This window comes from Bradyrhizobium sp. SZCCHNS3002 (assembly GCF_032377435.1).
Lineage (GTDB): Bacteria > Pseudomonadota > Alphaproteobacteria > Rhizobiales > Xanthobacteraceae > Bradyrhizobium.
Genome location: NZ_JAUHHY010000003.1, coordinates 244,304 through 271,043, shown reverse-complemented (window position 1 = coordinate 271,043; position 26,740 = coordinate 244,304). Strand labels below are relative to the sequence as shown.

General features: G+C 66.0%; 23 protein-coding genes and 3 tRNA genes. 18 read left to right on the top strand and 8 right to left on the bottom strand.

The features are described 5' to 3' along the window. The first annotated feature begins 23 nt into the window (after positions 1-23). Complete coding sequence (locus QW845_RS08375; protein WP_315801122.1) at positions 24-1,709, top strand: tannase/feruloyl esterase family alpha/beta hydrolase; 1,686 nt, start codon at positions 24-26, stop codon at positions 1,707-1,709. A gap of 4 nt (positions 1,710-1,713) precedes the next feature. Here the strand turns inward: QW845_RS08375 and QW845_RS08370 are convergent, their stop codons facing one another. Then, on the bottom strand, positions 1,714-2,175 hold the full coding sequence (locus QW845_RS08370) for a DUF488 domain-containing protein (RefSeq protein WP_315801121.1): 462 nt from the start codon (positions 2,173-2,175) through the stop codon (positions 1,714-1,716). Between the two features lie 16 nt (positions 2,176-2,191). Continuing rightward, on the bottom strand, positions 2,192-3,016 hold the full coding sequence (locus QW845_RS08365; protein ID WP_315801120.1) for a DUF72 domain-containing protein: 825 nt from the start codon (positions 3,014-3,016) through the stop codon (positions 2,192-2,194). 157 nt (positions 3,017-3,173) lie between these two features. On the opposite strand from QW845_RS08365, the gene QW845_RS08360 reads away from it, so the two are divergent. The 3 genes from QW845_RS08360 (at position 3,174) to QW845_RS08350 (ending at position 6,373) form a co-directional block, all read left to right on the top strand. Continuing rightward, complete coding sequence (locus tag QW845_RS08360; RefSeq protein ID WP_315801119.1) at positions 3,174-3,374, top strand: hypothetical protein; 201 nt, start codon at positions 3,174-3,176, stop codon at positions 3,372-3,374. A 351-nt stretch (positions 3,375-3,725) separates the two neighbouring features. Then, on the top strand, positions 3,726-4,859 hold the full coding sequence (locus tag QW845_RS08355) for a glycosyltransferase family 2 protein (protein ID WP_315801118.1): 1,134 nt from the start codon (positions 3,726-3,728) through the stop codon (positions 4,857-4,859). Then, entirely contained in the window at positions 4,856-6,373 is a 1,518-nt protein-coding gene (locus QW845_RS08350; protein WP_315801117.1) for a glycosyltransferase family 39 protein, read from the top strand. The genes QW845_RS08355 and QW845_RS08350 overlap by 4 nt, the downstream gene beginning before the upstream one ends. Positions 6,374-6,381: 8 nt before the next feature. Here the strand turns inward: QW845_RS08350 and QW845_RS08345 are convergent, their stop codons facing one another. Next, positions 6,382-7,179, bottom strand: coding sequence for an FkbM family methyltransferase (locus QW845_RS08345; protein WP_315801116.1), 798 nt, complete (start codon positions 7,177-7,179; stop codon positions 6,382-6,384). A gap of 540 nt (positions 7,180-7,719) precedes the next feature. Here QW845_RS08345 and QW845_RS08340 point away from each other — a divergent pair. From QW845_RS08340 to lepB, 10 genes are all read left to right on the top strand, one after another. Beyond that, positions 7,720-8,907 carry a tlde1 domain-containing protein gene (locus QW845_RS08340; protein ID WP_315801115.1) on the top strand — a complete coding sequence of 396 codons (1,188 nt, stop codon included), beginning with the start codon at positions 7,720-7,722 and terminating at the stop codon, positions 8,905-8,907. Positions 8,908-10,365: 1,458 nt separating this feature from the next. Continuing rightward, positions 10,366-10,554, top strand: coding sequence for a hypothetical protein (locus QW845_RS08335; RefSeq protein WP_315801114.1), 189 nt, complete (start codon positions 10,366-10,368; stop codon positions 10,552-10,554). 42 nt (positions 10,555-10,596) lie between these two features. Then, positions 10,597-10,671: transfer RNA gene (locus QW845_RS08330), tRNA-Asp, on the top strand. A gap of 42 nt (positions 10,672-10,713) precedes the next feature. Beyond that, on the top strand, positions 10,714-11,250 hold the full coding sequence (locus tag QW845_RS08325; protein ID WP_315801113.1) for an HNH endonuclease: 537 nt from the start codon (positions 10,714-10,716) through the stop codon (positions 11,248-11,250). Positions 11,251-11,688: 438 nt separating this feature from the next. Then, a tRNA-Phe gene (locus tag QW845_RS08320) sits at positions 11,689-11,761 on the top strand. Between the two features lie 2 nt (positions 11,762-11,763). Beyond that, positions 11,764-11,829, top strand: a tRNA-His gene (locus tag QW845_RS08315). A gap of 345 nt (positions 11,830-12,174) precedes the next feature. Further along, positions 12,175-13,326 (top strand): slipin family protein, encoded by a 1,152-nt coding sequence (locus QW845_RS08310; protein ID WP_315801112.1) that lies wholly within the window; start codon positions 12,175-12,177, stop codon positions 13,324-13,326. Between the two features lie 54 nt (positions 13,327-13,380). Then, positions 13,381-13,953 (top strand): 2OG-Fe(II) oxygenase, encoded by a 573-nt coding sequence (locus QW845_RS08305; RefSeq protein WP_315801111.1) that lies wholly within the window; start codon positions 13,381-13,383, stop codon positions 13,951-13,953. Between the two features lie 159 nt (positions 13,954-14,112). Then, entirely contained in the window at positions 14,113-15,456 is a 1,344-nt protein-coding gene (locus QW845_RS08300; protein ID WP_315801110.1) for an RtcB family protein, read from the top strand. A gap of 158 nt (positions 15,457-15,614) precedes the next feature. After that, positions 15,615-16,397, top strand: a complete 783-nt coding sequence (lepB, locus tag QW845_RS08295) for a signal peptidase I (RefSeq protein WP_315801109.1) — start codon at positions 15,615-15,617, stop codon at positions 16,395-16,397. Between the two features lie 165 nt (positions 16,398-16,562). On the opposite strand, the gene groL is transcribed toward lepB, so the two are convergent. Continuing rightward, positions 16,563-18,203 carry a chaperonin GroEL gene (gene groL, locus QW845_RS08290; RefSeq protein WP_315719441.1) on the bottom strand — a complete coding sequence of 547 codons (1,641 nt, stop codon included), beginning with the start codon at positions 18,201-18,203 and terminating at the stop codon, positions 16,563-16,565. 147 nt (positions 18,204-18,350) lie between these two features. Further along, complete coding sequence (groES, locus tag QW845_RS08285; RefSeq protein ID WP_315801108.1) at positions 18,351-18,665, bottom strand: co-chaperone GroES; 315 nt, start codon at positions 18,663-18,665, stop codon at positions 18,351-18,353. A 380-nt stretch (positions 18,666-19,045) separates the two neighbouring features. Between groES and QW845_RS08280 the strand changes: the two genes are divergently transcribed. From QW845_RS08280 to QW845_RS08270, 3 genes are all read left to right on the top strand, one after another. After that, positions 19,046-19,330 carry an usg protein gene (locus QW845_RS08280; RefSeq protein ID WP_315801107.1) on the top strand — a complete coding sequence of 95 codons (285 nt, stop codon included), beginning with the start codon at positions 19,046-19,048 and terminating at the stop codon, positions 19,328-19,330. Positions 19,331-19,463: 133 nt separating this feature from the next. After that, positions 19,464-20,042: a cupin domain-containing protein gene (locus QW845_RS08275; protein WP_315801106.1), complete on the top strand. Its 579-nt coding sequence runs from the start codon at positions 19,464-19,466 to the stop codon at positions 20,040-20,042. Between the two features lie 222 nt (positions 20,043-20,264). Continuing rightward, complete coding sequence (locus QW845_RS08270) at positions 20,265-22,286, top strand: acyltransferase family protein (protein WP_315801105.1); 2,022 nt, start codon at positions 20,265-20,267, stop codon at positions 22,284-22,286. Here the strand turns inward: QW845_RS08270 and QW845_RS08265 are convergent. After that, entirely contained in the window at positions 22,224-23,474 is a 1,251-nt protein-coding gene (locus QW845_RS08265) for a NupC/NupG family nucleoside CNT transporter (protein WP_315801104.1), read from the bottom strand. The two genes, QW845_RS08270 and QW845_RS08265, sit on opposite strands and share 63 nt — an antisense overlap. Positions 23,475-23,590: 116 nt before the next feature. Here QW845_RS08265 and QW845_RS08260 point away from each other — a divergent pair, with 116 nt between their 5' ends. Further along, positions 23,591-24,817, top strand: a complete 1,227-nt coding sequence (locus tag QW845_RS08260) for an MFS transporter (protein ID WP_315801103.1) — start codon at positions 23,591-23,593, stop codon at positions 24,815-24,817. Positions 24,818-25,058: 241 nt separating this feature from the next. Here QW845_RS08260 and QW845_RS08255 read toward each other — a convergent pair whose 3' ends face one another. Then, positions 25,059-25,814, bottom strand: coding sequence for an SDR family oxidoreductase (locus QW845_RS08255; protein WP_315801102.1), 756 nt, complete (start codon positions 25,812-25,814; stop codon positions 25,059-25,061). Positions 25,815-25,848: 34 nt separating this feature from the next. Beyond that, the gene (locus QW845_RS08250) at positions 25,849-26,607 is read right to left on the bottom strand and encodes a peptidase (protein WP_315714729.1); all 759 of its coding nucleotides are present in this window, start codon (positions 26,605-26,607) and stop codon (positions 25,849-25,851) included. Between the last annotated feature and the right edge of the window lie 133 nt (positions 26,608-26,740).

The following is a 26,740-nucleotide window of genomic DNA, read 5'->3' as shown; positions in this document are numbered from 1 at the left end:
AGAAGCATCATCAGGGGGAATGCATGATCCGAACCGGAGCGCTGTTTTTGGCCGGGGTAAGCCTCGCGTGCGCAGCCGGCGGGGGGCCAGCGCGAGCCGAGGATGTTGCCTGCAGCAAGGTGACGGCCGAGGCGCTGAAGGTCGCCGGGCTGACCCTGACGGGATCGAAGCTGCAGGAGGCCGCCGACGGGTTGCCGCGGCATTGCATCCTCTCCGGCAAGGTCAACGAGCGCACTGGCGTCGACGGCCACGCCTATGCGATCCAGTTCGAGATCCGGCTGCCGGAGAATTGGAACGGCCGCTTCCTGCATCAGGTCAATGGCGGCAATGATGGCGTGGTGGTGCCGGCGCTCGGCGACAAGGCCGATGGCTTGGTCAGCGGTGGCATCACGCCGCTGGCCCGCGGCTTCGCGGTGCTGTCGTCGGACAGCGGCCACTCCGGCAACGATCCCGCCAACAAGCCGCGCGGGCTTGCGTCCGGCTCCGCCTTCGGCCTCGATCCGCAGGCGCGCCGGGATTACGGTTATTCGGCCGACATCACGCTGGCGCCGATCGCGAAGGCGATCATCTCCGCGCATTACGGCAGGAAGCCGGACTATTCCTACATCGCCGGCTGCTCCAACGGGGGGCGCCACACCATGGTCGCTGCCGAGCGCATGCCCGAGCAGTATGACGGCTTCCTGGTCGGCAACCCCGGCTTCAACCTGCCGCGCGCTGCCGTGCAGCACGCCTGGGACGTGCAGGCGCTGACCAAGGCCGATGCCGACATCCGCAAGTCGATCACGCGGGAGGACGCCAAGCTGATCGCCTCCAGGATCACGGGGGTCTGCGACGGCCTCGACGGCGCCAAGGACGGCCTCACGGCCAACCTGAAAGCCTGCCAGAAGGCGTTCGACTTCGACAGCCTGCGCTGCGCCGCCGGCGCGACCGACGCCTGCCTGCCGGCGGCTAAGGTCGACGCTCTGAAGAAGGTCTTCGCGGGTCCGCACAATTCCAAGGGCGAGCCGCTGTATTCCGACTGGCCGGTGGATGGCGGCGTCGGCACCGGCAATTGGCGCGCCTGGAAGGTCGAGAGCCCGGTGGCGCCCTGGAACAACCTTCCGATCATCGCCACAATGGGCGGCGCCTCGCTCAACTACATCTTCTCCACGCCGCCGATCGAGATCGAGGGCTCGCCCGACAAGCTCGTGGAGAAGCTGCAGACCTTCGACTTCGACAAGGACGCGCCGAAGATCTACGCCAAGGAGGGCCCGTTCACGGAATCGGCGATGGACTTCATGGCGCCGCCCGCGGTCGATAACCCGACCTTGCCGGCGTTCCAAAATGGGGCCCGCAAGATGCTGATCTACCACGGTCAGGCCGATCCGGTGTTCTCGATCAACGACACGATCCGCTGGTACGAGAAGCTCGATGCCAACGTGCAGGGCAAGGCCGAAACGTTTGCGCGCCTGTTTGCATTGCCCGGCGAGACCCATTGCGGCGGCGGCGTCACGCTGGAGAAATTCGATGCGCTGGGCGCGCTGATGGACTGGGTCGAGAAGGGCAAGGCGCCCGAGGCGATCACGGCCTCGGTCAATGCGGCCAACAAGGAGCTGCCATCGACATGGAGCCCGCAGCGGACGCGGCCGCTGTGCCCATGGCCGAAATTCGCCAAATATATCGGCGGCGATGTCGAGCAGGCGTCATCCTTCACCTGCGCGGCGGAGTGAGGCGTCAGACCTGCGGCGCGACCAGGTTCTTCACCTTGACCTGGTCGCGGTCCTCGATGATCTCGGCGATCCATTGCCGGTGGCAATGAGCGTGGTCGCGCTCGTAGCAGAGCAGGCAGACGGGACCGGCGCTCTTCACCAGCGCGGCCAGCTCGTCCATCTGCTCCTTCGCCTGGGGCGTCTTCAGGTGCGCGCTGTAGATCTTGTGCAGCGTGTCGTAATGGCCGCTGCGCGCGGCTTCGCGGCCCTCTTTCGGCGTGCCGAGCCCGCGCAGATGGACGTAGCTGATGCCGCGCTCGTCGAGCCCGGCGGCGAGCTGGCTCTTGGAGAAGCCCGGCCGGCGCGAGGCCGCCACCGCGCGCACGTCAACCAGCAGCTTGACGCCGGCCGATTGCAGCTCGTCGAGCACGGCTTTGGCCGGCGTGTGCTCGTAGCCGATGGTGAACAGGGTCTTGCTCTTGGCCATCGTGCGTCCCCTCGCGTCAGCTCACGCGCTCGATGAGCTCCATCGCCCCGGCTGGCGCGCGCACCTTGCCCTCGTGAATGACATAGGCAAACACGTCGCGCGGCATCTTCTTCGCCGGCTTGTCGTCAACCCGGGGCAGGTCGTCCGGTTCGCTGCCGCTGGCCCAGAGCTGCAATCGCTTTGCCCAGGCGTCGAGCTGCTTCGGCGGATAGCACGTCGTAAGCTCGTCATTGCCCTTCTGCAGCCGGGCATAGACGAAATCACCCACGACATCGGCGATCGCCGGATATTTGCCGTGCTCGGCGAAGACCACCGGCGTCGCGAACTCGCGCAGCAGCGCGACGAAGCCGGGGACGCAGAAACTGTCATGGCGGACCTCGACGACGTGACGCAGCTTGCGGCCGCCGAGCTCACGCGGCAACAGCTCGAGGAACTTGCCGAAATCAGCCTCGTCGAACTTCTTGGTCGGCGCGAACTGCCACAGCACCGGTCCGAGCCGGTCGCCGAGCTCGAGCACGCCGGTGTCGTAGAAGCGCTTCACGGAATCACCGGCCTCGGCGAGCACGCGGCGGTTGGTCGCGAAGCGCGGCCCCTTCAGCGAGAAGATGAAGCCGTCCGGCACCTCGCGCGCCCATTTGCGGAAGCTCTCCGGCTTCTGCGACCCATAATAGGTACCGTTGATCTCGATCGAGGTCAGCTTCGAGGCGGCGTATTCGAGCTCTTTCGATTGCGGCAGCTTGTCCGGATAGAACACGCCGCGCCACGGCGCGAAGGTCCAGCCGCCAATGCCGATGTAGATGTGGCTCTTGGATTGCGAGGCGCGTGCGGGGGCTTTGCTCACGGACCGATTCCGATGCTGATTGCCGAGGGTGTTGCGGTACGGAGACGATAGTCAACCGGACCGGTTCTGGCCAGTTCGGCGCTGTTGGGGCGTCGCTCTTCCCGTGCTCCGGAGGCTCGTGTATCCAGGACGTGGGCCGGGAAGGGGAGATATGGCAATGAGAGCGGAATCGGTCGGTGGCCTGCTGGGCGCTATCGTCGGGGCCGCCGTGCTGGCGGCAGCCTTCTATTATGTTCCCGTCGGGCCGATGGCCCGTCAGATGCAGCCGGCCAAGGTCGAGCTGCCGCCCACGCCGGTGCAGACCGTCCCAGTGGCCCCGGCGGTGCGGGGACCGGTCGTCCGCGAGGTTCCGAACTAGGCTGGCTTTCGTAGCCCGGCTGAGCGGAGCGATATCCGGGGTCTCCCGAAGAGTTCGCCTGAACCCGGATGTCGCTGCGCTCAGCCGGGCTACGGCGGACGGCCCTTGCATTTCGGCCGGCGCACCCCATTTGGGGAAGGAGGGTGACGTCGAGCTCAACGGCTCCGGCACCGAGACGACCACGGCAGAGCGGCTGCGCCGGATGTACGCGCGCCCTTTGTTTGTGGTCGTTGGCGTTTTTGGGCCGGATTTGCGGCGGTGCACGGCGGCACCACAGTTCGCCCTTTTTGCAGTTTCCGGCGGCCGTCGCGCTTGGCAGTGCGGAACGCGGCGGATATACGCATCCGCACCATGACCGACGCCCTCCGACCGGCCCCGCAAGTGGCCCAGCAAACCGTTGAAATTCCGATCGTTTCGGTGGTCGTTCCGACCTTCAACGAGCGCGACAATGTCACCACGCTGTATCGGCGGCTGGAGGCGGCGTTCAAGGACGTGCCCTGGGAGGTCGTGTTCGTTGACGACAACTCGCCGGACGGCACCTGGCAGGTGGTGCGCGAACTGTCGCGCAACGACCAGCGCGTCCGCTGCATCCGCCGCATCGGCCGGCGCGGCCTGTCCGGCGCCTGCATCGAGGGTATCCTGGCTGCCAGCGCGCCCTATGCGGCTGTGATCGACGCCGATCTGCAGCACGACGAGACCCAGTTGCCGAAGATGCTGTCGCTGCTGCAGAGCGGCGCGGCCGAGCTCGTGGTGGGCAGCCGCTACATCGAGGGCGGCAGCGCGGCGAGCTTCGACAGCAAGCGGGCCGGGGCCAGCGCCTTCGCCACCGAGATCGCGCGCCGCGCGCTCAAGGTCGAGGTCAACGACCCCATGAGCGGCTTCTTCATGATCCGCCGCGATCGGTTCGAGGAGATCGCGCCAAAACTGTCGACACAGGGCTTCAAGATCCTGCTCGACATCATCGCCAGCGCCGAGGGCGGTCTGAAGACGGTCGAGGTGCCCTATACGTTCGGCTCGCGCCTGCATGGCGAGAGCAAGCTCGACTCGATGGTCGCGCTCGACTTCCTCGGCCTCGTGCTGGCCAAGATGACCAACGACGTGGTGTCGCTGCGCTTCCTGTTGTTCGCCATGGTCGGCGGCACCGGCCTGGTGGTCCATCTCGCCACGCTTTTTCTCGGTCTCAATTTGTTCGACATGCCGTTCGCCGAGGCACAGGCGCTCGGCGCCTTCGTGGCGATGACCTCGAACTTCATCCTCAACAACTTCCTCACCTATCGCGACCAGCGGCTGAAGGGCTTTGCCATCCTGCGCGGCCTGCTCGTGTTCTATCTGGTCTGCTCGGTCGGGCTGCTCGCCAATGTCGGCGTCGCCTTCTCGGTCTATGACCAGGAGCCGATCTGGTGGCTGGCGGGCGCGGCCGGCGCGCTGATGGGCGTGGTGTGGAATTACGCGATCTCCGGATTGTTCGTCTGGCGCAAGCGATGACCTCTGCGGCAGGCGCCGACGACGCCCGGCTGGTCCGCAATGTCTGGCTGACCATCGCGGGCCTCGTCATTGTCAGGCTGATCGCGGCCGCGGTCACGCCGATCACCTTCGACGAAGCCTATTACTGGATGTGGTCGAAGCATCTCGCCGGCGGCTATTACGACCATCCGCCGATGGTGGCGGTCGTGATCCGGCTGGGCACCCTGATCGCGGGGGACAGCGAGCTCGGCGTGCGCCTGGTCTCGATCCTGCTCGGCCTGCCCATGAGCTATGCGGTGTATCGCACCGCTGAGATCCTGTTCGGCGGCGTGCGCGTGGCGGCGACCGCGGCGCTGCTGCTCAACGTCACGCTGATGGCGGCGGTCGGCACCTTGATCGTGACCCCCGACGCGCCGCTGCTGGTCGCCTCCAGCTTCGTGCTGTTCTTCTGCGCCAAGGTGCTGGAGACGGGCCGGGGCGCGTGGTGGCTCGCCGTCGGCGCGGCGGTCGGTGCGGCGCTGCTGTCGAAATACACATCGCTGTTCTTCGGCGCGGCGATCCTGATCTGGCTCGTCGCCGTGCCGAGGCTGCGGCATTGGCTGGCCTCGCCCTGGCCCTATCTCGGTGGCCTCGTGGCATTCGCGCTGTTCGCGCCGGTGATCCTGTGGAATGCCGATCACCAATGGGTGTCGTTCATCAAGCAGCTCGGCCGCGCCAGGGTCGAGGCGGTCAGGCCCGTCTACATCGCCGAGATCATCCCGACGCAGTTCGCCTTTGCGACGCCGCTGGTCTTCATCCTCGGCGTGATGGGCCTCTATGGCCTGGCCCGCCGCCGGGCAGGGGACGCGGCGGCACGCGTCCTGATCGAGGCGATGGTCTGGGTCATCGTCGCCTATTTCGTCTGGCATTCGCTGCATGCCCGCGTCGAGGCCAACTGGTTCGCGCCAATCTATCCGGCCTTCGTAGTGGCTGCTGCGGCGGCGGCCCATCTCGTCGCCTGGTCGGCGCGCGAGCAGCGCACCGCGGCATTCTGCCTGCGCTGGGCGCTGCCCGCCGGCGTCGTGATGTTCGTTGCGCTGATCGTGCAGGCGAACACGGGCCTGCTGTCCGGCTACCGGCGCGACGCCACGGTGCGCAGTGTCGGCGTCGGCTGGCGCCCACTGGCCGACGAGATCGAGGCGGCACGCGTGCGCGTCGGCGCCTCCTGCGTGCTGGCGATGGATTATGGCACCACCGCCTGGCTGTCGTTCTATCTCCCGCCGGGGACCTGCGTGCTGCAGCCGATCCAGCGCATCCGCTGGGTCAATTTTCCCGAGCCTGATCCGGCCAAGCTCGCGGGGACGCAACTGTTCGTCGACGAGGCACAGATCGCGACGCGGGTCTACGTGAGCAAAACGTTCGGCCGCATCGAGAAGGTCGGCGAGGCCGCGCGCAAGCGCGGGCCCTTGACCATCGAGACCTACGCGTTCTACTCGCTCGGCGAGCCGAAGGCCGAGCTCCTCGACCGCACGTCGCCGCCGGAGCTGCAGCGCTGACGCGCGCGTCAGGCCTGCGGGATGATATCGGCCAGCGCCTTGTCCCGGCCGTGGATCGCAACCATGTTGATATCGGCGTCGACGGTCTTGTAGCCGCGGCGATCGAACCATTGCCGCAACTGGTCGGCATCGGTCTTGATCTTCTCGACCAGCATGATCGGCGTGCAGCGCTCGATCGTCGCCGCCGCCCCTTCGAGCGCCTCGAGCTCCATGCCCTCGACATCGAGCTTGATCAGGTCGCAGCGCGGCAGGTTGAAATCGTCCAGCGGAAGCTTGCGCACCTCGACGGTATCGTTCGCGTAGTCGATGGCCTGGCCGATGAACTCGGTGTTGGGACGCTGGCGCAGCTCGAGGCTGCCGAAGCTCGACGGGGTCAGATAGTTCGGGCTCGGGATGTTGAGCACGCCGCGCTCCGAGGAGACCGCGGCATGGATCGCGATCGCGTTGAAGCAGTTGTTGATCGCGATATTGCCGGCGAGCGCGTAGTAGATCCGCTCCTGCGCCTCGATCGAGAGCACGGATCCCCAGCCGGTCATCGCCTTCGCCCATTCGACGGTGTGGACGCCGATATTGGCGCCACAGTCGATTGCGACCGCGCCGTCGCCATAGTGCCTGCGGCGCACGCCGAGCAGGCGGACGGCGAGCTGCACCTCTCCCGGATCGAACGCGCCGGTGTTGAGGATCTGGAAGCCGACACCGTAGCCGCGGTTGGCGTCGATCATGCGATAGTCGAGCCGGTTGACGATCATCGTACCTTGATTGGTCGAGGCCAGCACGAAGGCCAGCTTCCGGTCGGGGATCTGCATGGAGAGGTCCTCTCGTGTCGTCTCGGCAGGGAGCGGACGCGGTACGATTCGCCGACGGAGTGTCGCAGAGAATCGTCCCGTACCATACTGCCGCCAGCGGCCACAGCGCCTGTAGCTCCGGGTCGCTACGGATGCGCTTGTCGCGCCCGGCCTGCCGGAGCGGGGGCTTTCGACCGGCGAGACCTGCGGCCTTTACCTCGTCAGCGCGCGCAAACGAGAGATCATCGATCGCGCGCCGCCGCCCCGGCCCAATCGTTAACGCGGCGTGCGCTGTTTTACGGATCGGCGCAGCCGACGGATGCTGCCTCTCCGGATTTTCCCGGTACGGTAATATTGCATGTGGCTGCAGTTTTGCCCTGTTTCCGCCCTGTTTGACGGCAAAACAGGCCCTGAAGGTTAACCCGCCCCTAATCCGCCAACACTTAATCAGCATTTAACTAAAAGTCGCCTTAATGAAGCTCTGTGCTTCTGCGAGATGCAAAGCGGGTGTCCGTGGCGCATCGAGCGAGAGTTGTCGAGTATTCGTTCGGGCGTGAGTGAATGAGTAACAGTCGAGCTGCGTTGGCCGCACGAAATCGCAGGAAGTCCTCCCTGATCGCGTTCTCTCACAAATTGATCGGTGGCGCGGCAATCGCATGCCTGATCGGGGGCTGCGCCGTGACGGTCTATACCAAGATCATCGCGGCCGACGCCTATCCGACCCTGGGCAGCATCGAGCAGGACGAGCCCGTCGTGCGCCCCGCGCCGCGGCTCGCGACGCGCAGCGCCGCCGAAGCGGTGGGCGACGCCTTCTCGGCATTCCCGGAATCTCCCCCCGTCACCACGGTCGCCGCCATCACGCCGCAGATGTTCAACGACCGCTTCGGCGCGGCCGTGCCGCAGGGCGTGGCCTCCAACGCCGCGAACGGCGCGCCGCCGCTGTCCAAGCTCGCCGAAGCCGCGCCGCCCAGGCCCGTCGAGGCCAGGCAGATCGAGACGAAGCCGTCCGAAGCCAGGCCGGCTGAGCCTGCGAAGGTTGCCGAGGCGCCGAAGAAGGATGCCCGGCCGCCGATGCAGCTGGCGCTCGCCAATACCAAGCCGGCCGCGCAGCCGCAGCAGCCCGTGACGCCGGCGCAGGCTGCCGAGGCCAATGCGCCGAAGAGCAGCGGCTTCTCGCTGCGCGCGATGACCGAGCGCGCCAAGGCGGCGGTGCTGTCGATCGCGGGTGATCGTCACTCGATCCAGGAAAAGCTCTGGGGCAAGCCGGAGAACCAGGATGGCGGCCTCCTGGCCTATGCTTCGGCTGATTCCAACATCACCGCCAGCATCGCCAAGGATCCGACCCGCGGCGGCCGGCCGCCTTATGATCTGAGCACCGCGGTCTACGACATCTCGGCCAAGGCGGTGTATCTGCCCGACGGTACCAAGCTCGAGGCGCATTCCGGCCTCGGCGAGAACCTCGACAAGCCGAGCTCGGAGAAAATCAAGATGCGTGGCGTCACGCCGCCGCACATCTACGAGCTGAAGCCGCGCGAGGCGCTGTTCCATGGCGTGCCGGCGCTGCGGCTGAACCCGATCGGCGGCGAGGACGCCATCCACGGCCGCAACGGCCTGCTGGCGCACACCTTCATGCTCGGCCCGAACGGCGACTCCAACGGCTGCGTGTCGTTCCGCGACTACTACGCGTTCCTCGATGCCTACAAGAACAAGGGCATCCGCAAGCTCGCCGTCCTCGCCCGCATCGAGTGAGGCGGGCAGGGGGCGTTGAGGTGTGATCTGCATGGCCGCCCTCGCACTCAGCAGTAGTTCCGAACTGGAGGGCGTGCAAAGGTGCGCCGTGACCCCCGCCGCACGAGTGCTATATCGCCAACTACTACGCTGCGCGATACAGCGTCCTCTCCCCTTGTGGGAGAGGGCATGTACGGCCCTTCCGAGTATTCGGTTGGGTGAGGGGCATCTCTCCGCAAGCGAACTCGCGGAGGCAGACCCCTCACCCAACCGAGCACGCCGTGCTCTCCTACATGCCCTCTCCCACAAGGGGAGAGGGCGCATTCACTCGCAGCGCTCGTCCGATCTCCCAATCTCCAAGAGCATGCACTCTTAGAGCCACAAGCTCGAGAATCCATTGGATGCCGTGCGGCAACGAGCGCAGTGATGCGGCTTCGGGATCGGCGTCGCTCCGGGCGACCGCTTCATGCGATCGCAGGGGAAGAAGGGCAGACGGATACACAGCTCGAACACCTCGGCCACGACGTCGCATTCTCGCGGCGAATGACGCCCGAGTGATGCCAGCGACATCGCCCTCGAAAATCGTGAGAGGGCGCGGGGAATGCCGGGTGAGGGCCTCACCCATGGCCCGCCTGCAACAAAGAAAGCAGGCGGCAGTCACCACAGGTTCAGCCGCATCATCCGGCATTCCCCGCGCGATGGATTGACGGCTTATACGTGGTCTCCCTGGTGCGCCGGCTGTCTGGCCACCATCGGTCGGAGCATTCGTCTCTCTCGACCTTGACACCAGCGTCGGGGTGTCAGGACATCACGACTTCGCCGTGCGCATCTCCGCGTTCGTCGGCATGACCGAAGTCACGCTGCGAGGCGATGCGCCCACCGCATCCCGCCCTCCACGTTCATGACGATCGCGAAGCGCCCCTCTCATGAGGGCGGGACCGGCATAGAATGCATGATTTCTGATTTTTGGAAATAGGAAAATGTTCGGGCTCGGCGGTGAGCGTGGTGATCCCATTGGCTGTGCTCGACAAATGAGCTTCCGCGCGCACGCATTTTCGATCGCTCGAATGACCATTTGCGACCTTGTAGCTCGCGAGAATGCGCAACTGATTTGCCCGACGAGCAGTCTGGTTGTTGCAAATCTGTCGCGGTGCAGGGGACTGCAACGCCATCGCTTCGCGCTGCGGCCTTGACGGCTTCGGGAAATTCTGCGCATAGCTCTGCCCCATCGAAATCGATGCGCCGTTTGCCGGCGCGCTCTTGAGGACCACGACCGTGTTGAGCCTACGCTCACATCTCGCGAACGCCCCCGCCAACGAACGACCGTTTACCTGGTCGCGCGATGGGTCCGGCATGGGCGTCGCCTGTCAGGGTCCTGCCAATCTCGTGCTGTCCCCGGACAAATCGGGACTGCGAATTCCAGCACAAGTATAACTCGCGGCGGGATCTCGACCCTCCGCACCAAGAGCGGAGGGTCTGATGACCCGCATGATGAGCCCAGATTCCGAGACAACCGACCACACGCGAGCACTGTGCTCGCCGGTGGCGCTTGCCTTCGTGCGCATCGTCATGGCCTGCCGCGGCGTCACCGAGGCGCGCGCTCGCCAGATCTATCTCGACTACATCAATGGCGTTCGGCCGGAGCATGCTCCGGCTGGGTTCGACTGATTGACCATGATCGTGCCGGCGCAGGCCGGGCGCGACGAACAGGCCCATGTTCCCATCTGGCGAAGGGACCGGACTGTCGATCCGGTAAGGCGGGTTCGATTCCCGTCATGGGCGCCAACATGACCCGATGAGATCACGAGCCGAGAGAGGAGGTCGACGATGTCAGCAACAAATCCGGCGCTGGTTCTCAACGCCGACTTCCAGCCGCTGAGCTACTTTCCGTTGTCCGTGTTCAGCTGGGAGGATGCGGTCAGGGCCGTGGTCGGCGGATCGCACGTCGTCGTTGCCGAGTACGATCGCGTCGTCCGCAGTCCGAGCGTCACGATGCGGTTGCCGTCGGTGATCGCGCTGCGCGACTACGTCAGACCGGCGACGCGGGTGCCGTTCACGCGCTTCAACGTCTTCCTGCGCGATCGCTTCACGTGTCAGTACTGCGGCGGCCGTTATCTCCACGGCGAGCTGACGTTCGACCACGTGGTGCCGCGCGCCGATGGCGGCGAGACGTCGTGGAGCAACATCGTCGCCGCCTGCAGTCCCTGCAACGCGCGCAAGGACCGGCGTCACCTCAAGCCGCGGCGGCCGCCGTTCGAGCCGACGCGGCACGAGCTGATGGCCGCACAGCGCCTGTTCCCGCCGAGATTCCTGCACGAGACGTGGCAGGACTATCTCTACTGGGACGTGGAGCTGGAGCGCTGACGATGGCCGTGGTGCCCAGATGAGCTCACGTCGTTGCCCGTCGGGCGGCGGCGTGAGCGACATGCGGTGTTCAACGAGCTGCGCGTGTGAACCCGGATGTCGCTGCGCTCATCCGGGCTACGTGGTGGTCACGTGCTTGTAGTGGCGCGTTTGTAGCCCGGATGAGCGCAGCGATATCCGGGGTATCACGAGCTGCGTGTATGAACCCGCATGCCGCTTCGCTCATGCGGGCGACATTCTTTAATGATCGAGAGATCGAAGTGTATCTAATTAGTAACGACGAGATCGGCAGTGAAAATGAGCGAGATGTTTGTCTTGCGTAAAATGGGAATTGCATTTAGCAGAACGATCCTTCGTGATGACTTTGGTTCGGGCTCGCTGAGATCCCGACTGGCGCGGCCGGTGTCCGGTCCCGTGTTCCGTCGTCGCAAAGAGCAAGGAGTCTGTAGCTCATGGAGAGCGTCGGGTTGAAGGCCCGAAGGCATCGGTTCGATTCCGGTCGACACCACCAAAGGATAGCTCAGTTGGATAGAGCAGATGATTATGATTCATCGGGTCGCGGGTTCGACTCCCGCTCCAGCGCTTCGGTTTAGCCTGAAAAGCTAATCGCCTCTGACGAGGACCGGACGCGCGCTTCAGTCGCGGTCCGGCCGTTTTGCCCCAGGGCATTTCGACCAGATCAAAGACACTGCAGAGCCGGCTCTGCGCCGCGGTGGATACCGCGTCCGAAGATGTCGGGAAGGCTGCGCAAGGACGCTCGGACTTATGGTTCGCGCGACTGCGCGCGTGCGCCCGGCATCGTCAGACGCTCAAGCCTCGGCCCGCTCAGTTCACGCAGGAAGCGTCGTCCGGTCCTCACGTCCTTTGATCGATGACATCAGCATTCTGGCCGATGGGCCGGAAAGCAAACCGTGGGAGTGTGTTGTGACTTGGCATCTGGTGACGAAGACCGTGACGGTGGAGGATGGCGAGCGGGCGCTGGTCTGGCGCGACGGCCAGCTCATGCGGGTGCTCGCGCCGGGCCGCCATGTGCTGCTCGATCCGCTGCACCGGCTGAAGGTGCAGGTGTTCGACGTCGTCCGCACCGAATACACCACCGAGCGCTACGCGGTGCTGAAGGCCGCACGGCCCGATCTCGCCGCGGAGCTGTTCGAGGCGGTGGAGACCGGCGCGAACGAGATCGCGATCGTCAGCCTCGACGGCCGGCCGACGCATCTGCTCACGCCCTGGCAGACCCGCGTCTACTGGACGGTCGCGACTGATGTCGAGGTCGAACGCATCGACATCACCAGCGACGTGCGCGTGAGCGCGCGGCACCTGGCGATGATCGAGCGCAACCGGCCGGGCATCGTGACCGAGGCCGTGGTCGAGAACCACGAGGCCGGTCTGCTCCATGTCGACGGCAGGCTGACCGAGCGGCTGGCGCCGGGCCGGCATGCCTTCTGGGCGGTCGGCCGCAAGATCGAGGTCAAGCGCCTCGATCTCAGGCCCACGGTGCTCGAAATCACCGCGCAGGAGATGCTGACAAAGGATCGCATCGCGCTGCGGGTGACGCTGACGGCGTTTCGCCGGATCGTTGATCCGGAGGCGGCGGTGGCGACGTCGCCCGACGTGGACGCGTGGCTGTACCGGCTGGTGCAGTTCGCGATCCGGGAGGCGGTGGCGTCGCGCACGCTCGACGAGGTGCTGGCGGCGAAGGCCTCGCTCGACGCGGAGCTGCGCGACTACGTGCGCGCGCGGCTCGACGGCTCGGGCGTGGAGATCGCGGAGCTCGGCGTGAAGGACGTGATCCTGCCCGGCGAGATCCGCGACCTCGTCAACAAGGTGGTCGAGGCGGAGCGGCTGGCCAAGGCCAACCTGATCCGCCGCCAGGAGGAGACCGCGGCGACGCGCTCGCTCCTGAACACCGCCAGGCTGATGGAGGAGAACCCGCTGCTGCTGCGGCTCAAGGAGCTGGAGTCGCTGGAGCGCCTGGTCGAGAAGGTCGGCCGCATCGACCTGCACGCCGGCGAGGGGGCCGGCCTCGACGCGCTGCTGACGCGGCTGGTGCGGCTGAAGGCGCCCGATGCGGCGTGATGGACAAGAGAGGCCGCCCAAGGGCGGCTTCTCGCTGCCAACGGAGGAGAGATCATGACCGAGATGACCTGGAGAGCTGACAACATCGAGACGATCGCGAATTTCTTCTCCACCGCTGAGTGCGAGGGGTATATCCGCTTGGGTGAATTGATGGGGTTCGAGGAGGCGACGTTGTTTGCGCCTCGCGGCGTGAAGGATCATCGCAACAACGATCGTGTCATCATCGATGACGCCGGGCGCGCGCGGGATCTCTACGAACGCCTCGCCGGCCATCTGGCACCGTCGTTCCAGCATCGCTGGCAGCCGGTCGGGCTGAACGAGCGGCTGCGGATCTATCGCTACGACGTCGGACAGAAGTTTGAATGGCATCGTGACGGGCATTTCGAGCGTGACGATGGTGAGCGCAGCCAATTCACCTTTATGGTCTATTTGAACGATGATTTTGGAGGCGGCACGACGTCGTTCTGCGACGACACCGGTCTGATGCCGGATGGTCCGTTGCGCATCGCACCGGAAAAAGGGATGGCGCTGCTGTTCCATCATCCCATCATGCATCGCGGCGATCCTGTCACGCAGCGCCGCAAATACGTGTTGCGAACCGACGTGATGTATCGGCGGACAGCGTAGCCCGCATGAGCGCAAGCGACGTGCGGGTTGATCACTGCTGATCTTGAGACCCCGGATGTTGCTACGCTCATCCGGGCTACAGGCTGCGCATCGTTCCGGCAATGAACGCAGCCGCCGCCCGATGCTACAAACTGACCTGTATGAAATGCGAGACGTGCCATGATCGACGGAAACACCCTGATCGCCTGGGGCTTCAAGCCCGGCCGCTGGTTCAAGCAGGGCTTGGAGACGGCGAATGCGATGCGCGCTGATGGCGCCAACGACGATGCGATCTTCGCGGCACTGCAGGCGCTGCAGCCGGTGGAGACCTTGATGCGCACCAACGGCGTGCCGTTCGCGATGCTGATCGATGCCGACAACGAGCTCGAGCGCGCCAACGTCGCGGCGGTCGCACAGCACATGGATGCCCTGATGCGGGTGCCGACCATCGTGGCCGGCGCCGTGATGCCGGACGCCTGCCCGTCGGGGACGGCGCTCGGCACCATTCCGGTCGGCGGCGTGGTGGCCTGCGAGGACGCGATCCATCCGGGCTTTCACTCCTCCGACATCTGCTGCTCGGTGGCGGTGACCGTGTTCGCGCGCAAGGACGATCCCAAGCGCATCCTCGATGCCGTCAATGCGGTGACCCATTTCGGTCCCGGCGGCCGCGACCGGCTGCATCAGCCGCCCGACGAGGTGATGGCGGGGTTCGAGGCCAACCCCTTCTTGAAGGGGCTGGAGCGCTTCGCGATCGGTCACTTCGCCACGCAGGGCGACGGCAACCACTTCGCTTATGTCGGTCATCTCACATCGACCGGTCAGGCGGCGCTGGTGACGCATCACGGCTCGCGCGGCTTCGGTGCGCAGCTCTACAAGCGCGGCATGGCGGTGGCGAAGCGGCACACCGCGATCCACGCGCCGAAGGTCCCGGAGCACAGCGCCTGGATCAAGGCGTCGAGCGACGACGGCCGGGCGTATTGGGAGGCGTTGCAGGTGGCGCGGCTGTGGACCAGGGCCAACCACCACGCGATCCATGACCTCGCGGCGGCGAAGCTCGGCAACGCCGTCACGGACCGGTTCTGGAACGAGCACAACTTCGTTTTCCAGAAGAGCGACGGCCTGTTCTATCACGGCAAGGGGGCGACGCCGAACTGGTCCGGCTTCTCGGCCGATGATGACGGACGCACCATCGTGCCGCTCAACATGGCCGAGCCGGTGCTGATTCTGAAGCACCGGGACAACAAGGACGCGCTCGGCTTCGCGCCACACGGCGCCGGGCGCAATCTCGGGCGGAAGGCTTTTCTGCGCGAGAATCGTCCCGAGCTGCCTGATGGCATCGACGCGCGCTTCTATTGCGGCAAGCCCGATCTGTCGGAGCTGCCGCAGGCCTACAAGAACGCCGCGTCGGTGCGGGCGCAGATCGCACGCTACGGGCTCGGCGAGGTGATCGACGAGGTGATCCCTTACGGCTCGATCATGGCCGGCGACTGGGAAGCCGACGCGCCGTGGCGAAAGGGACGGTGAGAGCTACGATCAGGGAGAGGTCGCCCACGGGCGGCCTCTCGTTGACGAATGGGCAGGGGCTGGAGATCTTCGGCAGCCGCGTGGCTTCCGGTTCATTTGGTGATTGCGCAGGCTCGGGCCTTCCCTCATCCTCAGGGTGTGAAGAGGGGGAAGACGCGATGACGAGCCTGGAGGTGGGCGCGACCGGGCCGAGGCGCGAGCCGTGGTGGGCGATCGTAGCGATCTTCATCGCGGGCTTCGTGGCTCTTTGCCTGCTGCTGGCCTCGCCGGTGCTGATCCGCACCTTTCTGTTTCAGCCGTTCAACATTCCTTCATCCTCGAACATTCCAACGCTTCTCGTCGGCGATATCTTCTTCGTGTCGAAATATCCCTATGGCTACAGCCGCTTCACTTGGCCGTTGTCATGGCCTTCGTCGCTGCCGCCGTCGGCGCGGATCTGGGGTGCGACGCCTGCGCGCGGCGATGTCGTCGCGTTCTTCCTGCCGAAAGACAATGCGACCGTCTATATCAAGCGCGTCGTCGGACTGCCCGGCGATCGCGTCCAGATGAAGGACGGAGTGCTCTACATCAACGATACGGCCGTCGCGCGCGAGCGGGTCGAGGATCTGACCGGAGAGGCGGCCTGCGGGGGCGATGCGACCGAGCGCGTCAAGCGCTGGCGCGAGACCTTGCCGAATGGCGTGAGCTACGAGACGCTGGATTGCGTCAGCAACGGCTTCTTCGACAACACCAATGTCTTCGTCGTGCCGCCCGGCCGGCTGTTCATGCTCGGCGACAACCGTGACAACTCGACCGACAGCCGCGTGCTGTCCCAGATCGGCTATGTGCCGATCGAGAACGTCATCGGCCGCGCCGCCATGATCTTCTTTTCGGCCGCCGGTGCCGGCAAAGGCAGGCCCGGCCGCATCCGCTTCGAGCGGATCGGGACGATGGTGAGGTAGACCGGTCGCGGATGTCGTAGCCCGCATGAGCGAAGCGACATGCGGCACTGCCGACTCTGCTTCTCGAGACCCCGGATATCGCTTCGCTCATGCGGGCTACGCTCTGAGCAAAGAAAAGGGCGCGGCTTTCGCCGCGCCCTTGGTATCTTCGCGAGGAGGCCGGACTTAGAAGTCCATGCCGCCCATGCCGCCGCCCGGAGGCATCGCGGGGCCGCCGGCGTTCTTCTTCGGCAGCTCGGCGACCATTGCCTCGGTGGTGATCAGCAGGCCGGCCACCGACGCGGCGTTCTGGATCGCGGCGCGCACGACCTTGGTCGGGTCGATGATGCCCTTGGACACCATGTTCACGTAGTCGCCCGACTGCGAGTCGAAGCCGTACGCATACTGCTCCTTCTCGAGGATCTTGCCGACGATGACCGAGCCGTCCTCGCCCGCGTTGATCGCGATCTGGCGGGCCGGGGCGGAGAGCGCCTTGCGGACGATCTCGATGCCGGTCTTCTGGTCCTCGTTCTTGGCGCGGACGCCCTTGAGCTGCTCGGAGGCCCGGAGCAGGGCGACGCCGCCGCCCGGCAGGATGCCTTCCTCGACAGCCGCGCGGGTCGCATGCATCGCGTCATCCACGCGATCCTTGCGCTCCTTCACCTCGACCTCGGTCGCGCCGCCGACGCGGATCACCGCGACGCCGCCGGCGAGCTTGGCCAGACGCTCCTGCAGCTTCTCACGGTCGTAGTCCGAGGTGGTCTCCTCGATCTGCGCCTTGATCTGCTGAACGCGCGCCTCGATGTCGGCCTTCTTGCCGGCGCCGTTGACGATCGTGGTGTTCTCCTTGTCGATCATCACCTTCTTGGCGCGGCCGAGCATGGAGAGGTTGACGTTCTCGAGCTTGATGCCGAGATCTTCCGAGATCGCCTGGCCGCCGGTCAGGATCGCGATGTCCTGCAGCATGGCCTTGCGGCGGTCGCCGAAGCCCGGCGCCTTGACGGCAGCGACCTTCAGGCCGCCACGCAGACGGTTCACGACCAGGGTGGCGAGAGCCTCGCCCTCGACATCCTCGGCGACGATCACCAGCGGCTTGCCGGTCTGCACCACGGCCTCGAGCAGCGGCAGCAGCTCGTTCAGCGACGACAGCTTCTTCTCGTTGATGAGGATGTAGGCGTCGTCCATCTCGACGCGCATCTTGTCGGCATTGGTCACGAAGTACGGAGAAATGTAGCCGCGATCGAACTGCATGCCCTCGACGACGTCGAGCTCGGTCTCGAGCGACTTGGCTTCCTCGACGGTGATCACGCCCTCGTTGCCGACCTTCTTCATGGCGTCGGCGAGGAACTTGCCGATCTCGGAGTCGCCGTTGGCGGAGATGGTGCCAACCTGGGCGATCTCGTCGTTCGACGTGACCTTCTTGGAGTTCTTGACGAGATCGGCAACGACCGCCTCGACCGCGAGGTCGATGCCGCGCTTCAGATCCATCGGGTTCATGCCGGCGGCAACCGCCTTGGCGCCTTCGCGGACGATGGCCTGGGCCAGCACGGTCGCGGTGGTGGTGCCGTCGCCGGCCGCGTCAGCGGACTTCGAGGCGACTTCGCGCACCATCTGCGCGCCCATGTTCTCGAACTTGTCGTCGAGCTCGATCTCCTTGGCGACGGTGACGCCGTCCTTGGTGATGCGCGGCGCGCCGAACGACTTGTCGAGGACGACGTTGCGGCCCTTCGGACCGAGCGTGACTTTCACGGCATTGGCGAGAATGTCCACGCCGCGCAGCATGCGGTCGCGGGCTTCGACGCCGAACTTTACGTCTTTCGCTGACATATTGGGTTTCCCTGGTTTTGATCGAGATCCTCGTCCTGAGGAGCCCGCGCAGCGGGCGTCTCGAAGGACGAGATGAGGAGGTGGTTGGGGCCTCATCCTTCGAGACGCCGGCTCAAGCCGGCTCCTCAGGATGAGGGGCAACGGCGCTTAGGCGGCCTTCTTCTTGGCCGCGGTGTCGGTGAGAACGCCCATGATGTCGCTCTCCTTCATGATGAGCAGCTCCTGGCCGTCGATCTTGACCTCGGTGCCCGACCACTTGCCGAACAGCACGCGGTCACCGACCTGAACGTCGAGCGGGACGAGCTTGCCGCTCTCGTCGCGGGCGCCGGGGCCCACCGCGATCACTTCGCCCTGCGAGGGCTTTTCCTTGGCCGAGTCGGGGATGATGATGCCGCCAGCGGTCTTCTCTTCGGCGTCGATGCGCTTGACCACGACGCGGTCGTGAAGCGGACGGAAAGCCATACAGTCCTCCTAAGGTATTGAAGCGATTGTCAGTTTCTGGAGATTTGGCAGTCGGCGCCGGCGAGTGCCAGCACGCGGGCTGGATTTAGGGGAGAGTTTTATGCCGGGCAAGGCCTTGTAGCAGAAAAATTAGCAGTCGATCGCGGGCTCTGCCAAAGCGTTCCGACAGCGTTAACGGAGGCGGAACGAACCGCGAAACCCCGTATTAGCACCTGGGCTAAGTGGCTGCTAATGCAGCATTTTTCAACATGTCGTTAAACATTTAAGCTTGAGATGGGTTGAGGACATGCGTCACATTTCTAGGCGGTGAGCGCATCGTTGCCGGGTGGCTCCATCCCCGGTTGGCCACACGGACATGCGCTCCAGAAACGGAGGTTGGCATGGTGTCGAGGGTTGAGGTTTCCGAGGACTTTCGGAAACAGGTGCTGGGTTACGGGCTGACGACCGCGCAGATCCTGTATCGGATGCCGGACCATCGCTCGCTGCTGCAGACCTATGTCTGGCAGAACTACGACCTGTTTCCGAAATTCCCTGCGCTGCAGGACTTCCTGGCGTTCTGGGAGGAGAAGATCGAGGGCCCGCTGTACTCGGTCACCGTGGCGCATTCCAAGCTGATCAAGCCCGCCGAGCTGCGCGCCGTCGACGGCGTGTTCGTGCTGCATTGAGCTGACAACCCCGCCATCGGTGTCATTCCGGGCTCGTGCTGCGCACGCCCCGGAATGACGACCTTTGTTGGAGCTCTGCCGAGTCCCCCCAATTGTGATAGCCTCTGACCCGAGGACTCGCAGGGAGAGCGCCATGGCCAAGAAGAGCCGCAGCACCACATCATCATCACGCACCGCCGCGAAGGCTGCGCCGCGTAAGGTCGCAAAGACAAGGCCGACGGCGAAGACTGTCGCCAAGACGGCCGCCAAGCCGGGCAGGGCGGCTGCACCGTCCGCGCGCAAGGCGCTCGTGAGCAAGGGGCGGCCAGCACCGGCGCCGCGCCGGCGCAAGCAGAAGGTCGCGATCAGCCATCACCGCGAGGAGGATTTCAGGGCCGACGGCCTGCGCGCCTATGCGCATTATCGCGACCTCGGCATCGCCGACGCGACGCACGGCCTGGCGCGCGCGCATGTCATCCGCATGCTGCCACCGTGCAATCCGCAGGAGGTCTCCAAGCTGCACACCCATGCGGTCGACTTCCAGATGGTCTATGTGCTCAAGGGCTGGGTGAAGAGCTACCTCGAAGGCGTCGGCGAGACGCTGATGAAGGAGGGCAGCTGCTGGACCCAGCCGCCGAAGATCCGCCACATGATCCTCGACTATTCCGACGACGTCGAGCTGCTCGAGGTGATCCTGCCGGCCGACTTCAAAACCGTCGAACTGTCGACGTAAAGCCGACAGAAATGGATGGAAACATCCGCGACGCGGTGGACGGCGGTCCCATCGCGCGTGTGTGTTGACATCCGGTCTCGCGTCATTGGGACGGATGGGCCGGCGACGAATCCGTCAGACGTGTTCGTCGCGGGCTTGCGTAAAGGCGTACCCGTCCCGTTGCCGCGCTTCGTCGTCCAGTTCGCTCCGACCATTGCGTGCGCGCCTCGCACGCGTGCATCGATGCAGCCTCGCATCGCCAACGCGGGCGCCGGCTCGGCTTCAGGTGCAGGCCATCGCGAGGACATCGACTGGCTGCGCGCCATCGCGGTGCTCTCCGTCGTCGCATTCCATTTCGAGGCGCCGGCGATCTTCGGCGGCTTCGTCGGCGTCGACATCTTCTTCGTCATCTCAGGATACCTGATCACCGGCATCATCGCGGCAGAGATGGCGCAGGGCCGCTTCTCGTTCGCGCAATTCTACGAGCGGAGGGTGCGGCGGCTGCTGCCGGCGCTCTACGCCATGGTGGCGTTCGCGGCGCTCCCGGCGTCGCAGGACATGCTGGGCTCCGAGCGCGCCGAGTTCCTCCGTTCCGCGGCCGCCGTCGTCACCTTCACCTCGAACATCTTCTTCTGGCTGCAGTCCGGCTATTTTGACCACGCGGCGGTCGAGAAGCCGCTGCTGCATACCTGGTCGCTGGCGGTCGAAGAGCAGTTCTATCTGGTGCTGCCCGTGGTGGTCTGGGCCGTGCTGCGGCTGGCGCGCGGCCACAGGCTCGCGCTGCCGGTCACTCTCGCGCTGCTTGCCACAGGCTCGTTCGCGCTCGGCCTGATGCTGATGCGCGGCGGCGCGTCCGCGAGCGCGTTCTTCCTCAGCCCGCCGCGCGCCTGGGAATTCCTGCTCGGCAGCCTGGTCGCGATATCCGGCCTTCCCGCGCCGCGGCCGGGTCTCGTTCAGCGCGGCGCCCGCGCGCTGTCGCTGCTGCTGATGGCGGTGCCGATCCTGGCGCTGCGCCCCGGACCGGGCTTCCCCGGCGTCGACGCGCTGGCGCCATGCCTCGGCGCGGCGCTGTTCCTGTGGAGCGGCGCCGGCGTGGCCAATGTGCCGCGCAGCCCGCTGTCGCCGCTCGGCGTGGCGGCGTTCTTCGGCCGCATCTCCTATTCGCTGTATCTCTGGCACTGGCCGCTGTTCGCCTTCGCGCGCTTCGCCAAGCCCGGTCTCGCGCTCGACGGCTGGGAGCGGGCGGCCCTGTTCGTCCTCACGGTCGCGGTCGCCACGCTGTCCTGGCGCTTCATCGAGCAGCCGTTCCGCAACCGCCGGCTCGCGGCGACTCCGCGCGCCGCGTTCGGTCTTGCGGCGCTGGCGAGCCTGCTGCTGCTGGCCGGCAGCGGCGTCGGCCTGCTGCGCGCCGGCGCGGTGTCTGACAACGACCGCGCGGCGCAGCGGCTGGACGCCTACAATGCCTACGACATGAAGCCGGTCTATCGCTACGGCACCTGCTTCACGACACCGGACGGCCGGGTCGCCGAGGATTGTCTGCAGGCGGTGGCCGGCAAGACCAATGTGCTGCTGTGGGGCGACAGTTTTGCGGCCCACTACTATCACGGCCTCAGGGCCCAGCTCGATCAGGACACCGTCAACATCATGCAGGCGAGCCAGCCCACCTGCATGCCGACCTTCAGCGCGGAGACGCAGGGCGTCGCGGCCTGCCGCGCCCTGGCGAGCCAGATGCGCGACTATTTCGGGCAAGCGCGGCCCGACCTCGTGGTGATGTCGGCGGACTGGCTGGAGAACGCGCGCCCACCGCGGTTCGCCGGCATGGTGCGCGACCTCAAGCAGACGCTGCAACGGCTGCAGGAGGCCGGCATTCCGGTGGTTCTGCTCGGTCCCTCCGTGCAATTTCGCGCGCGACTGCCGTCGATGCTGGCGCGCGCCACCTTGCGCGGCGCGACTCCGGATCCCGTGGCTTTCGTCCGCTCGGACATCTTCGCGCTGGATGCGGCCATGCAGGCTGCGCTGCCGAGTGGCGAGGGCTTTTCCTACGTCTCGATCCTGTCGGCGGTCTGCGAGGACGGCCGCTGTCCACTCACGGTCGGCGACGTCCCGCTGTCCTTCGACCACGCGCATCTCACCGCGGCGGGCTCGCGCCATGTGATGGCTCGGATCGCGCCGCTGCTTCTCCCGCAGGCGACGGAGCTCAGCTCACGTCAGCAGGCCGACGATCGCACCCATCAGGCAGGTGGTGAGGGTGCCCGAGACGATTGACTTGAGGCCGAGCGCGTTGATCTCGTCGCGCCGCGTCGGCGCCATGGTGCCGAGGCCGCCGATCATGATGCCGAGGCTGGCGAAGTTGGCGAAGCCGCACATCGCATAGAGCATGATCAGCCGCGCGCGCGGATCGAGCGCGCCTGCATCGAGCTTCGCCAGCTCGACATAGGCGATCAGCTCGTTCAGCACCGTCTTGGTGCCCATCAGGCTGCCGGCGGTGACGGCCTGCGGCCATGGCAGGCCCATCAGCCAGCACACCGGCGCCATCACGAGGCCGAGCAGCCGCTGCAGCGAGATGTCGGCGCCGCCGATGGCGGGCAGCAGCGACAGGATCGCGTTGGCGAGATGCACCAGCGCGACGAGCACCAGCAGCAGCGCCACGATGTTCATCAAGAGCTCGAGCCCGGCGCTGGTGCCCTTGACGATCGCGTCCATGGTCGATGTGGCCTCGGTCCCGGGATCTGCGAGCGCGCCGCCGGTGAGCTGCTTCGAGGTCTCCGGCACCATGATCAGGCTGATCAGGATCGACGCCGGCGCGCCGAGCACCGAGGCGATGACGAAATGCGCGGCGGCATCCGGGATCAGCGGCGCCAGCAGCGTGGCGTAGAGCACCAGCACGGTGCCGGCGATGCCGGCCATGCCGCCGGTCATGACGAGAAACAATTCGCTGCGTGTCATCTGCGCGAGATATGGCCGGATGAACAGCGGCGCTTCCACCATGCCCAGGAAGACATTCGCGGCCGTCGACAGGCCGACCGCGCCGCCGACGCCGAGGGTGCGCTCCAGCAGCCAGGCCATGCCGCGCACCAAGGGCGGCAGAACTCGCCAGTAGAACAAGAGCGTCGTGAGCACGCTCATGACCAGCACGATCGGCAGCGCCTGGAAGGCGAGCACGAAATCGGCACCGGGCGCCTTCAGCTCGAAGGGCAGGGCGCCGCCGCCGACATAGCCGAAGACGAACGAGGTGCCGGCCCGGGAGGCCGACGAGATGGCGCCCACGACATCGTTGATGGCGCCGAACGCGCGGGCGACGGCGGGGACCTTGAGCAGGACGATAGCCGTCACGAGTGTCACCACCAGCCCGAGCCCGGCCTGTTTCAACGACACCGCGCGCCGGTTTTCGCCGAGCGCCCATGCGATCGCCAGCAGCGCGACGATCCCGAACCCCGATTGCAGCTGAAGCATCAGATCCCCCGAACCCCGTTTCATTATGAGCGCAGGGAACTGCCGCGTGCAATGCCGCGCGGCCATGCGGGGCCCGCGATTGACAAGCCATGAGGGCTGCGTCACGCAGGCGCATCATGTCGTCCACCGTCCCGATCGGCGCGCGCGATCTCCTGAAGCAGAGCGCGTTCCTGTTCTTCCTGTCGTCCCGCAGCCTGTCGCGCTTTGCGAGCCAGATCGCGGCGGTGGCGATCGGCTGGCAGATCTACGATCTGACCGGGCGCGCCTTCGATCTCGGCATGGTCGGGCTGATCCAGTTCCTGCCAACGGCCCTGCTGGTGTTCGTCGCCGGCAGCGCCGCTGACCGATTCCAGCGCAAGCGCGTCGTGCAGCTCTGTCAGCTCGTCGAGGCGCTGACCGCGCTCTATCTGTGCTGGGGCGCCACTACCGGCCAGCTCGGCGAATTCCAGCTGTTCGCGGCGGTCTTCGTGCTCGGCATTGCCGGCGCGTTCGAGAGCCCCGCGACCGCGGCGCTGCTGCCGCTGATCGCGCCGGCCGGCACGTTACAGCGGGCGAGCGCGCTGTCGAGCGGTGCCGCGCAGCTCGCGACCATCGCGGGGCCTGCGATCGGCGGCTTCGCCTATGCCGTCGCGCCCGGTGTGCCCTACGGCATCATGATGCTGTTCTGGATCGGAGGCATGGCCCTGACCGGCCTGATGCAGGTGCCTGATGACGTGCCGGCCGAGCGGCTCGAGGGCAGCAAGGACGATCTGTTCGCCGGCGTCCGCTTCATCCGCGCCAATCCGGCGATCCTCGGCACCATCTCGCTCGATCTGTTCGCCGTGCTGCTCGGCGGCGTCACTGCGCTGCTGCCGATCTATGCGCGCGATATCCTCGACACCGGGCCGTTCGGGCTCGGCGTGCTGCGCGCCGCGCCCGCGGTCGGCGCGCTGGCGATGACGGCGGTGCTGGCGCGCTACACCATTCGGCGGCGCGTCGGCCTGCGCATGTTCCAGGCGGTCATCGTGTTCGGTGCGGCGACGGTCGTGTTCGCCGTTTCGCAGGTGATGTGGATTTCGGTCGCAGCGCTCGCCATTCTCGGCGCCGCCGACACGATCAGCGTCGTGATCCGTTTCTCCCTCGTCCAGCTCGCCACGCCCAACGAGATGCGCGGCCGCGTCGGCGCGGTGAACTTCCTGTTCATCAACGCCTCCAACCAGCTCGGCCAGTTCGAGAGCGGCGTCACCGCCGCGCTGTTCGGCGCCATGCCGGCCGCCATCCTTGGCGGCCTCGGCACGATCGCGATCGCGCTGGCGTGGATGAAGCTGTTTCCCGAGCTGAGGAAGGTCGAGCGGTTGGAGTAGCGGGCCAGCATCGGCTCGCGTCGGGGGAGAGAACGGGTTGTGACGACGGTTTCTCCGTCATTCCGGGGCATCGCGCAGCGATGAGCCCGGAATCCATAATCGCGACACGTCGTGTGGCGGAGAAGAGCGCCACATCCATCTCGCACCAAATAACCGCTCGTGGCTATGGATTCCGGGCTCGCGCTTCGCGCGCCCCGGAATGACGTGAGGAGAGAGCGGGGGCCGTGATCGGAAACGGCGATCAGCCGCGTCCGACGAACGGCATCTTCGTCGCCATCACCGTGATGAACAGGACGTTGGCGTCGAGCGGCAGGCCGGCCATGTAGGCGACGGCGTCGCCGACGGCCTTCACGTCCATCCGCGGCTCCGGCATCATGCGGCCGTCGGGCTGCAGCACGCCGCCGACCATGCGCTCGGTCATCGGCGTCTCGGCATTGCCGATGTCGACCTGGCCGACCGCGATGTCATAGGCGCGGCCGTCGAGATTCGAGGCCTTGGTCAGGCCCGTGATCGCATGCTTGGTCGAGGTGTAGGGCGACGAGAACGGACGTGGCGCATGCGCCGAGATCGAGCCGTTGTTGATGATGCGGCCGCCGCGCGGCGACTGGCCCTTCATGATGCGGAACGCGTGCTGCGTGCACAGGAACGGCGCGGTGAGATTGGTGGCGACCACCTGCTGCCATTGCTGCAGCGTCAGGTCTTCGAGCGGCACCGGCGGCGCGCCCATGCCGGCATTGTTGAACAGCACGTCGAGCCGGCCGTAGGTCGACTTCACGGTATCGAACAGCGCCGCGATCGAGGCGGGGTCCGTCATGTCAGCCGGCACGGCGAGGCTCATGCCGGACGGACCGAGCTTGGCGGTTTCCTCCAGCATCTCCTTGCGGCGCCCTGCCAGCACCACGGTGAAGCCGGAGTTCATCAACGCCAGCGATGCGGCGCGGCCGACCCCTGTGCCTGCGCCCGTCACCAGCGCGATCTTCTTTGCCGCTTCAGCCATGTTTCCTCACCTTCAATTCAAGCGTTTTGCAGTTTCAGTGTTTTGACTCGCTCTGAGTCTTATAGGGCGGCCGCGGGATGTTGTTATGCGCCGCGCGCAGGGCCGCCGACCAGCGCGAGCGGAGATCGTGGAAATAGGGCTCGCCGGCCTCGATGCGATGATTGAGGTCGGCCTCGCAGGCCTCCGCGCGCACCACCAGGACGTCGATCGGCAGGCCGACGCCGAGATTCGAGCGCATCGTCGAGTCCATCGAGATCAGGCCCGTCTTCAGCGCCTCGTAGAGCTCGACGTCGTAGTGCATGGCGCGGTCGAGCACCGGCTTGCCGTATTTGTGCTCGCCGATCTGCAGATAGGGCGTGTCGGTGGTGCATTCGATGAAGTTGCCGGCGGTGTAGACCATGAACAGCCGCATCCGCGAGCCCTTGATCTGGCCGCCGAACAGGAACGAGACGTCGAACGAGATGTCCTCGGCCTTCAGCGCCGGCCCTTCGGTGGCGTGCACCATGCGGATCGCCTTGCCGATCCGCTGCGCCGCCTGGAACATGGTCGGCGCGTTCATCAGCGTCTCCACCTCGCCGGTGTCGGGGTCTTCCATTCCTTCGGTCAAGGTCGACAGCACGGACTGGCTGATGGCGAGATTGCCGGCGCTGGCGACCGCCACGATGCGCTCGCCCGGATTGGAGAAGATGTGCAGCTTGCGGAAGGTCGAGACGTTGTCGAGACCGGCATTGGTTCGGGTGTCCGCGATCATGACGAGGCCGTCACGCACCAGAATTCCGCAGCAATAGGTCATCTCAGTCCCCTCGAGCCATTGCGCGAATTACTAGCGAAAATCGACGGTCCCTCCAACCCCGCAGTGCTGTAGCCCGGATGAGCGGCAGCCGGCGCCCGTAGGGCGCTGGTGGGAGCGATATCCGGGATCTCAC

Coding starts and splice junctions, on each gene's coding strand:
- QW845_RS08280 (WP_315801107.1), top strand. CDS start 19,046: ATGGTGTCGAGGGTTGAGGTTTCCGAGGACTTTCGGAAACAGGTGCTG.
- groL (WP_315719441.1), bottom strand. CDS start 18,203: ATGTCAGCGAAAGACGTAAAGTTCGGCGTCGAAGCCCGCGACCGCATG.
- QW845_RS08335 (WP_315801114.1), top strand. CDS start 10,366: ATGACCCGCATGATGAGCCCAGATTCCGAGACAACCGACCACACGCGA.
- QW845_RS08345 (WP_315801116.1), bottom strand. CDS start 7,179: ATGCAGATCCCCGACCGGAAGCTGGCCTTCGTGCTGGCCTCGACCAAT.
- QW845_RS08360 (WP_315801119.1), top strand. CDS start 3,174: ATGAGAGCGGAATCGGTCGGTGGCCTGCTGGGCGCTATCGTCGGGGCC.
- QW845_RS08355 (WP_315801118.1), top strand. CDS start 3,726: ATGACCGACGCCCTCCGACCGGCCCCGCAAGTGGCCCAGCAAACCGTT.
- QW845_RS08265 (WP_315801104.1), bottom strand. CDS start 23,474: ATGCTTCAGCTGCAATCGGGGTTCGGGATCGTCGCGCTGCTGGCGATC.
- QW845_RS08375 (WP_315801122.1), top strand. CDS start 24: ATGATCCGAACCGGAGCGCTGTTTTTGGCCGGGGTAAGCCTCGCGTGC.
- groES (WP_315801108.1), bottom strand. CDS start 18,665: ATGGCTTTCCGTCCGCTTCACGACCGCGTCGTGGTCAAGCGCATCGAC.
- QW845_RS08370 (WP_315801121.1), bottom strand. CDS start 2,175: ATGGCCAAGAGCAAGACCCTGTTCACCATCGGCTACGAGCACACGCCG.
- QW845_RS08250 (WP_315714729.1), bottom strand. CDS start 26,607: ATGACCTATTGCTGCGGAATTCTGGTGCGTGACGGCCTCGTCATGATC.
- QW845_RS08340 (WP_315801115.1), top strand. CDS start 7,720: ATGAGTAACAGTCGAGCTGCGTTGGCCGCACGAAATCGCAGGAAGTCC.
- QW845_RS08275 (WP_315801106.1), top strand. CDS start 19,464: ATGGCCAAGAAGAGCCGCAGCACCACATCATCATCACGCACCGCCGCG.
- QW845_RS08300 (WP_315801110.1), top strand. CDS start 14,113: ATGATCGACGGAAACACCCTGATCGCCTGGGGCTTCAAGCCCGGCCGC.
- QW845_RS08260 (WP_315801103.1), top strand. CDS start 23,591: ATGTCGTCCACCGTCCCGATCGGCGCGCGCGATCTCCTGAAGCAGAGC.
- QW845_RS08325 (WP_315801113.1), top strand. CDS start 10,714: ATGTCAGCAACAAATCCGGCGCTGGTTCTCAACGCCGACTTCCAGCCG.
- QW845_RS08350 (WP_315801117.1), top strand. CDS start 4,856: ATGACCTCTGCGGCAGGCGCCGACGACGCCCGGCTGGTCCGCAATGTC.
- QW845_RS08305 (WP_315801111.1), top strand. CDS start 13,381: ATGACCGAGATGACCTGGAGAGCTGACAACATCGAGACGATCGCGAAT.
- QW845_RS08255 (WP_315801102.1), bottom strand. CDS start 25,814: ATGGCTGAAGCGGCAAAGAAGATCGCGCTGGTGACGGGCGCAGGCACA.
- lepB (WP_315801109.1), top strand. CDS start 15,615: ATGACGAGCCTGGAGGTGGGCGCGACCGGGCCGAGGCGCGAGCCGTGG.
- QW845_RS08270 (WP_315801105.1), top strand. CDS start 20,265: ATGCAGCCTCGCATCGCCAACGCGGGCGCCGGCTCGGCTTCAGGTGCA.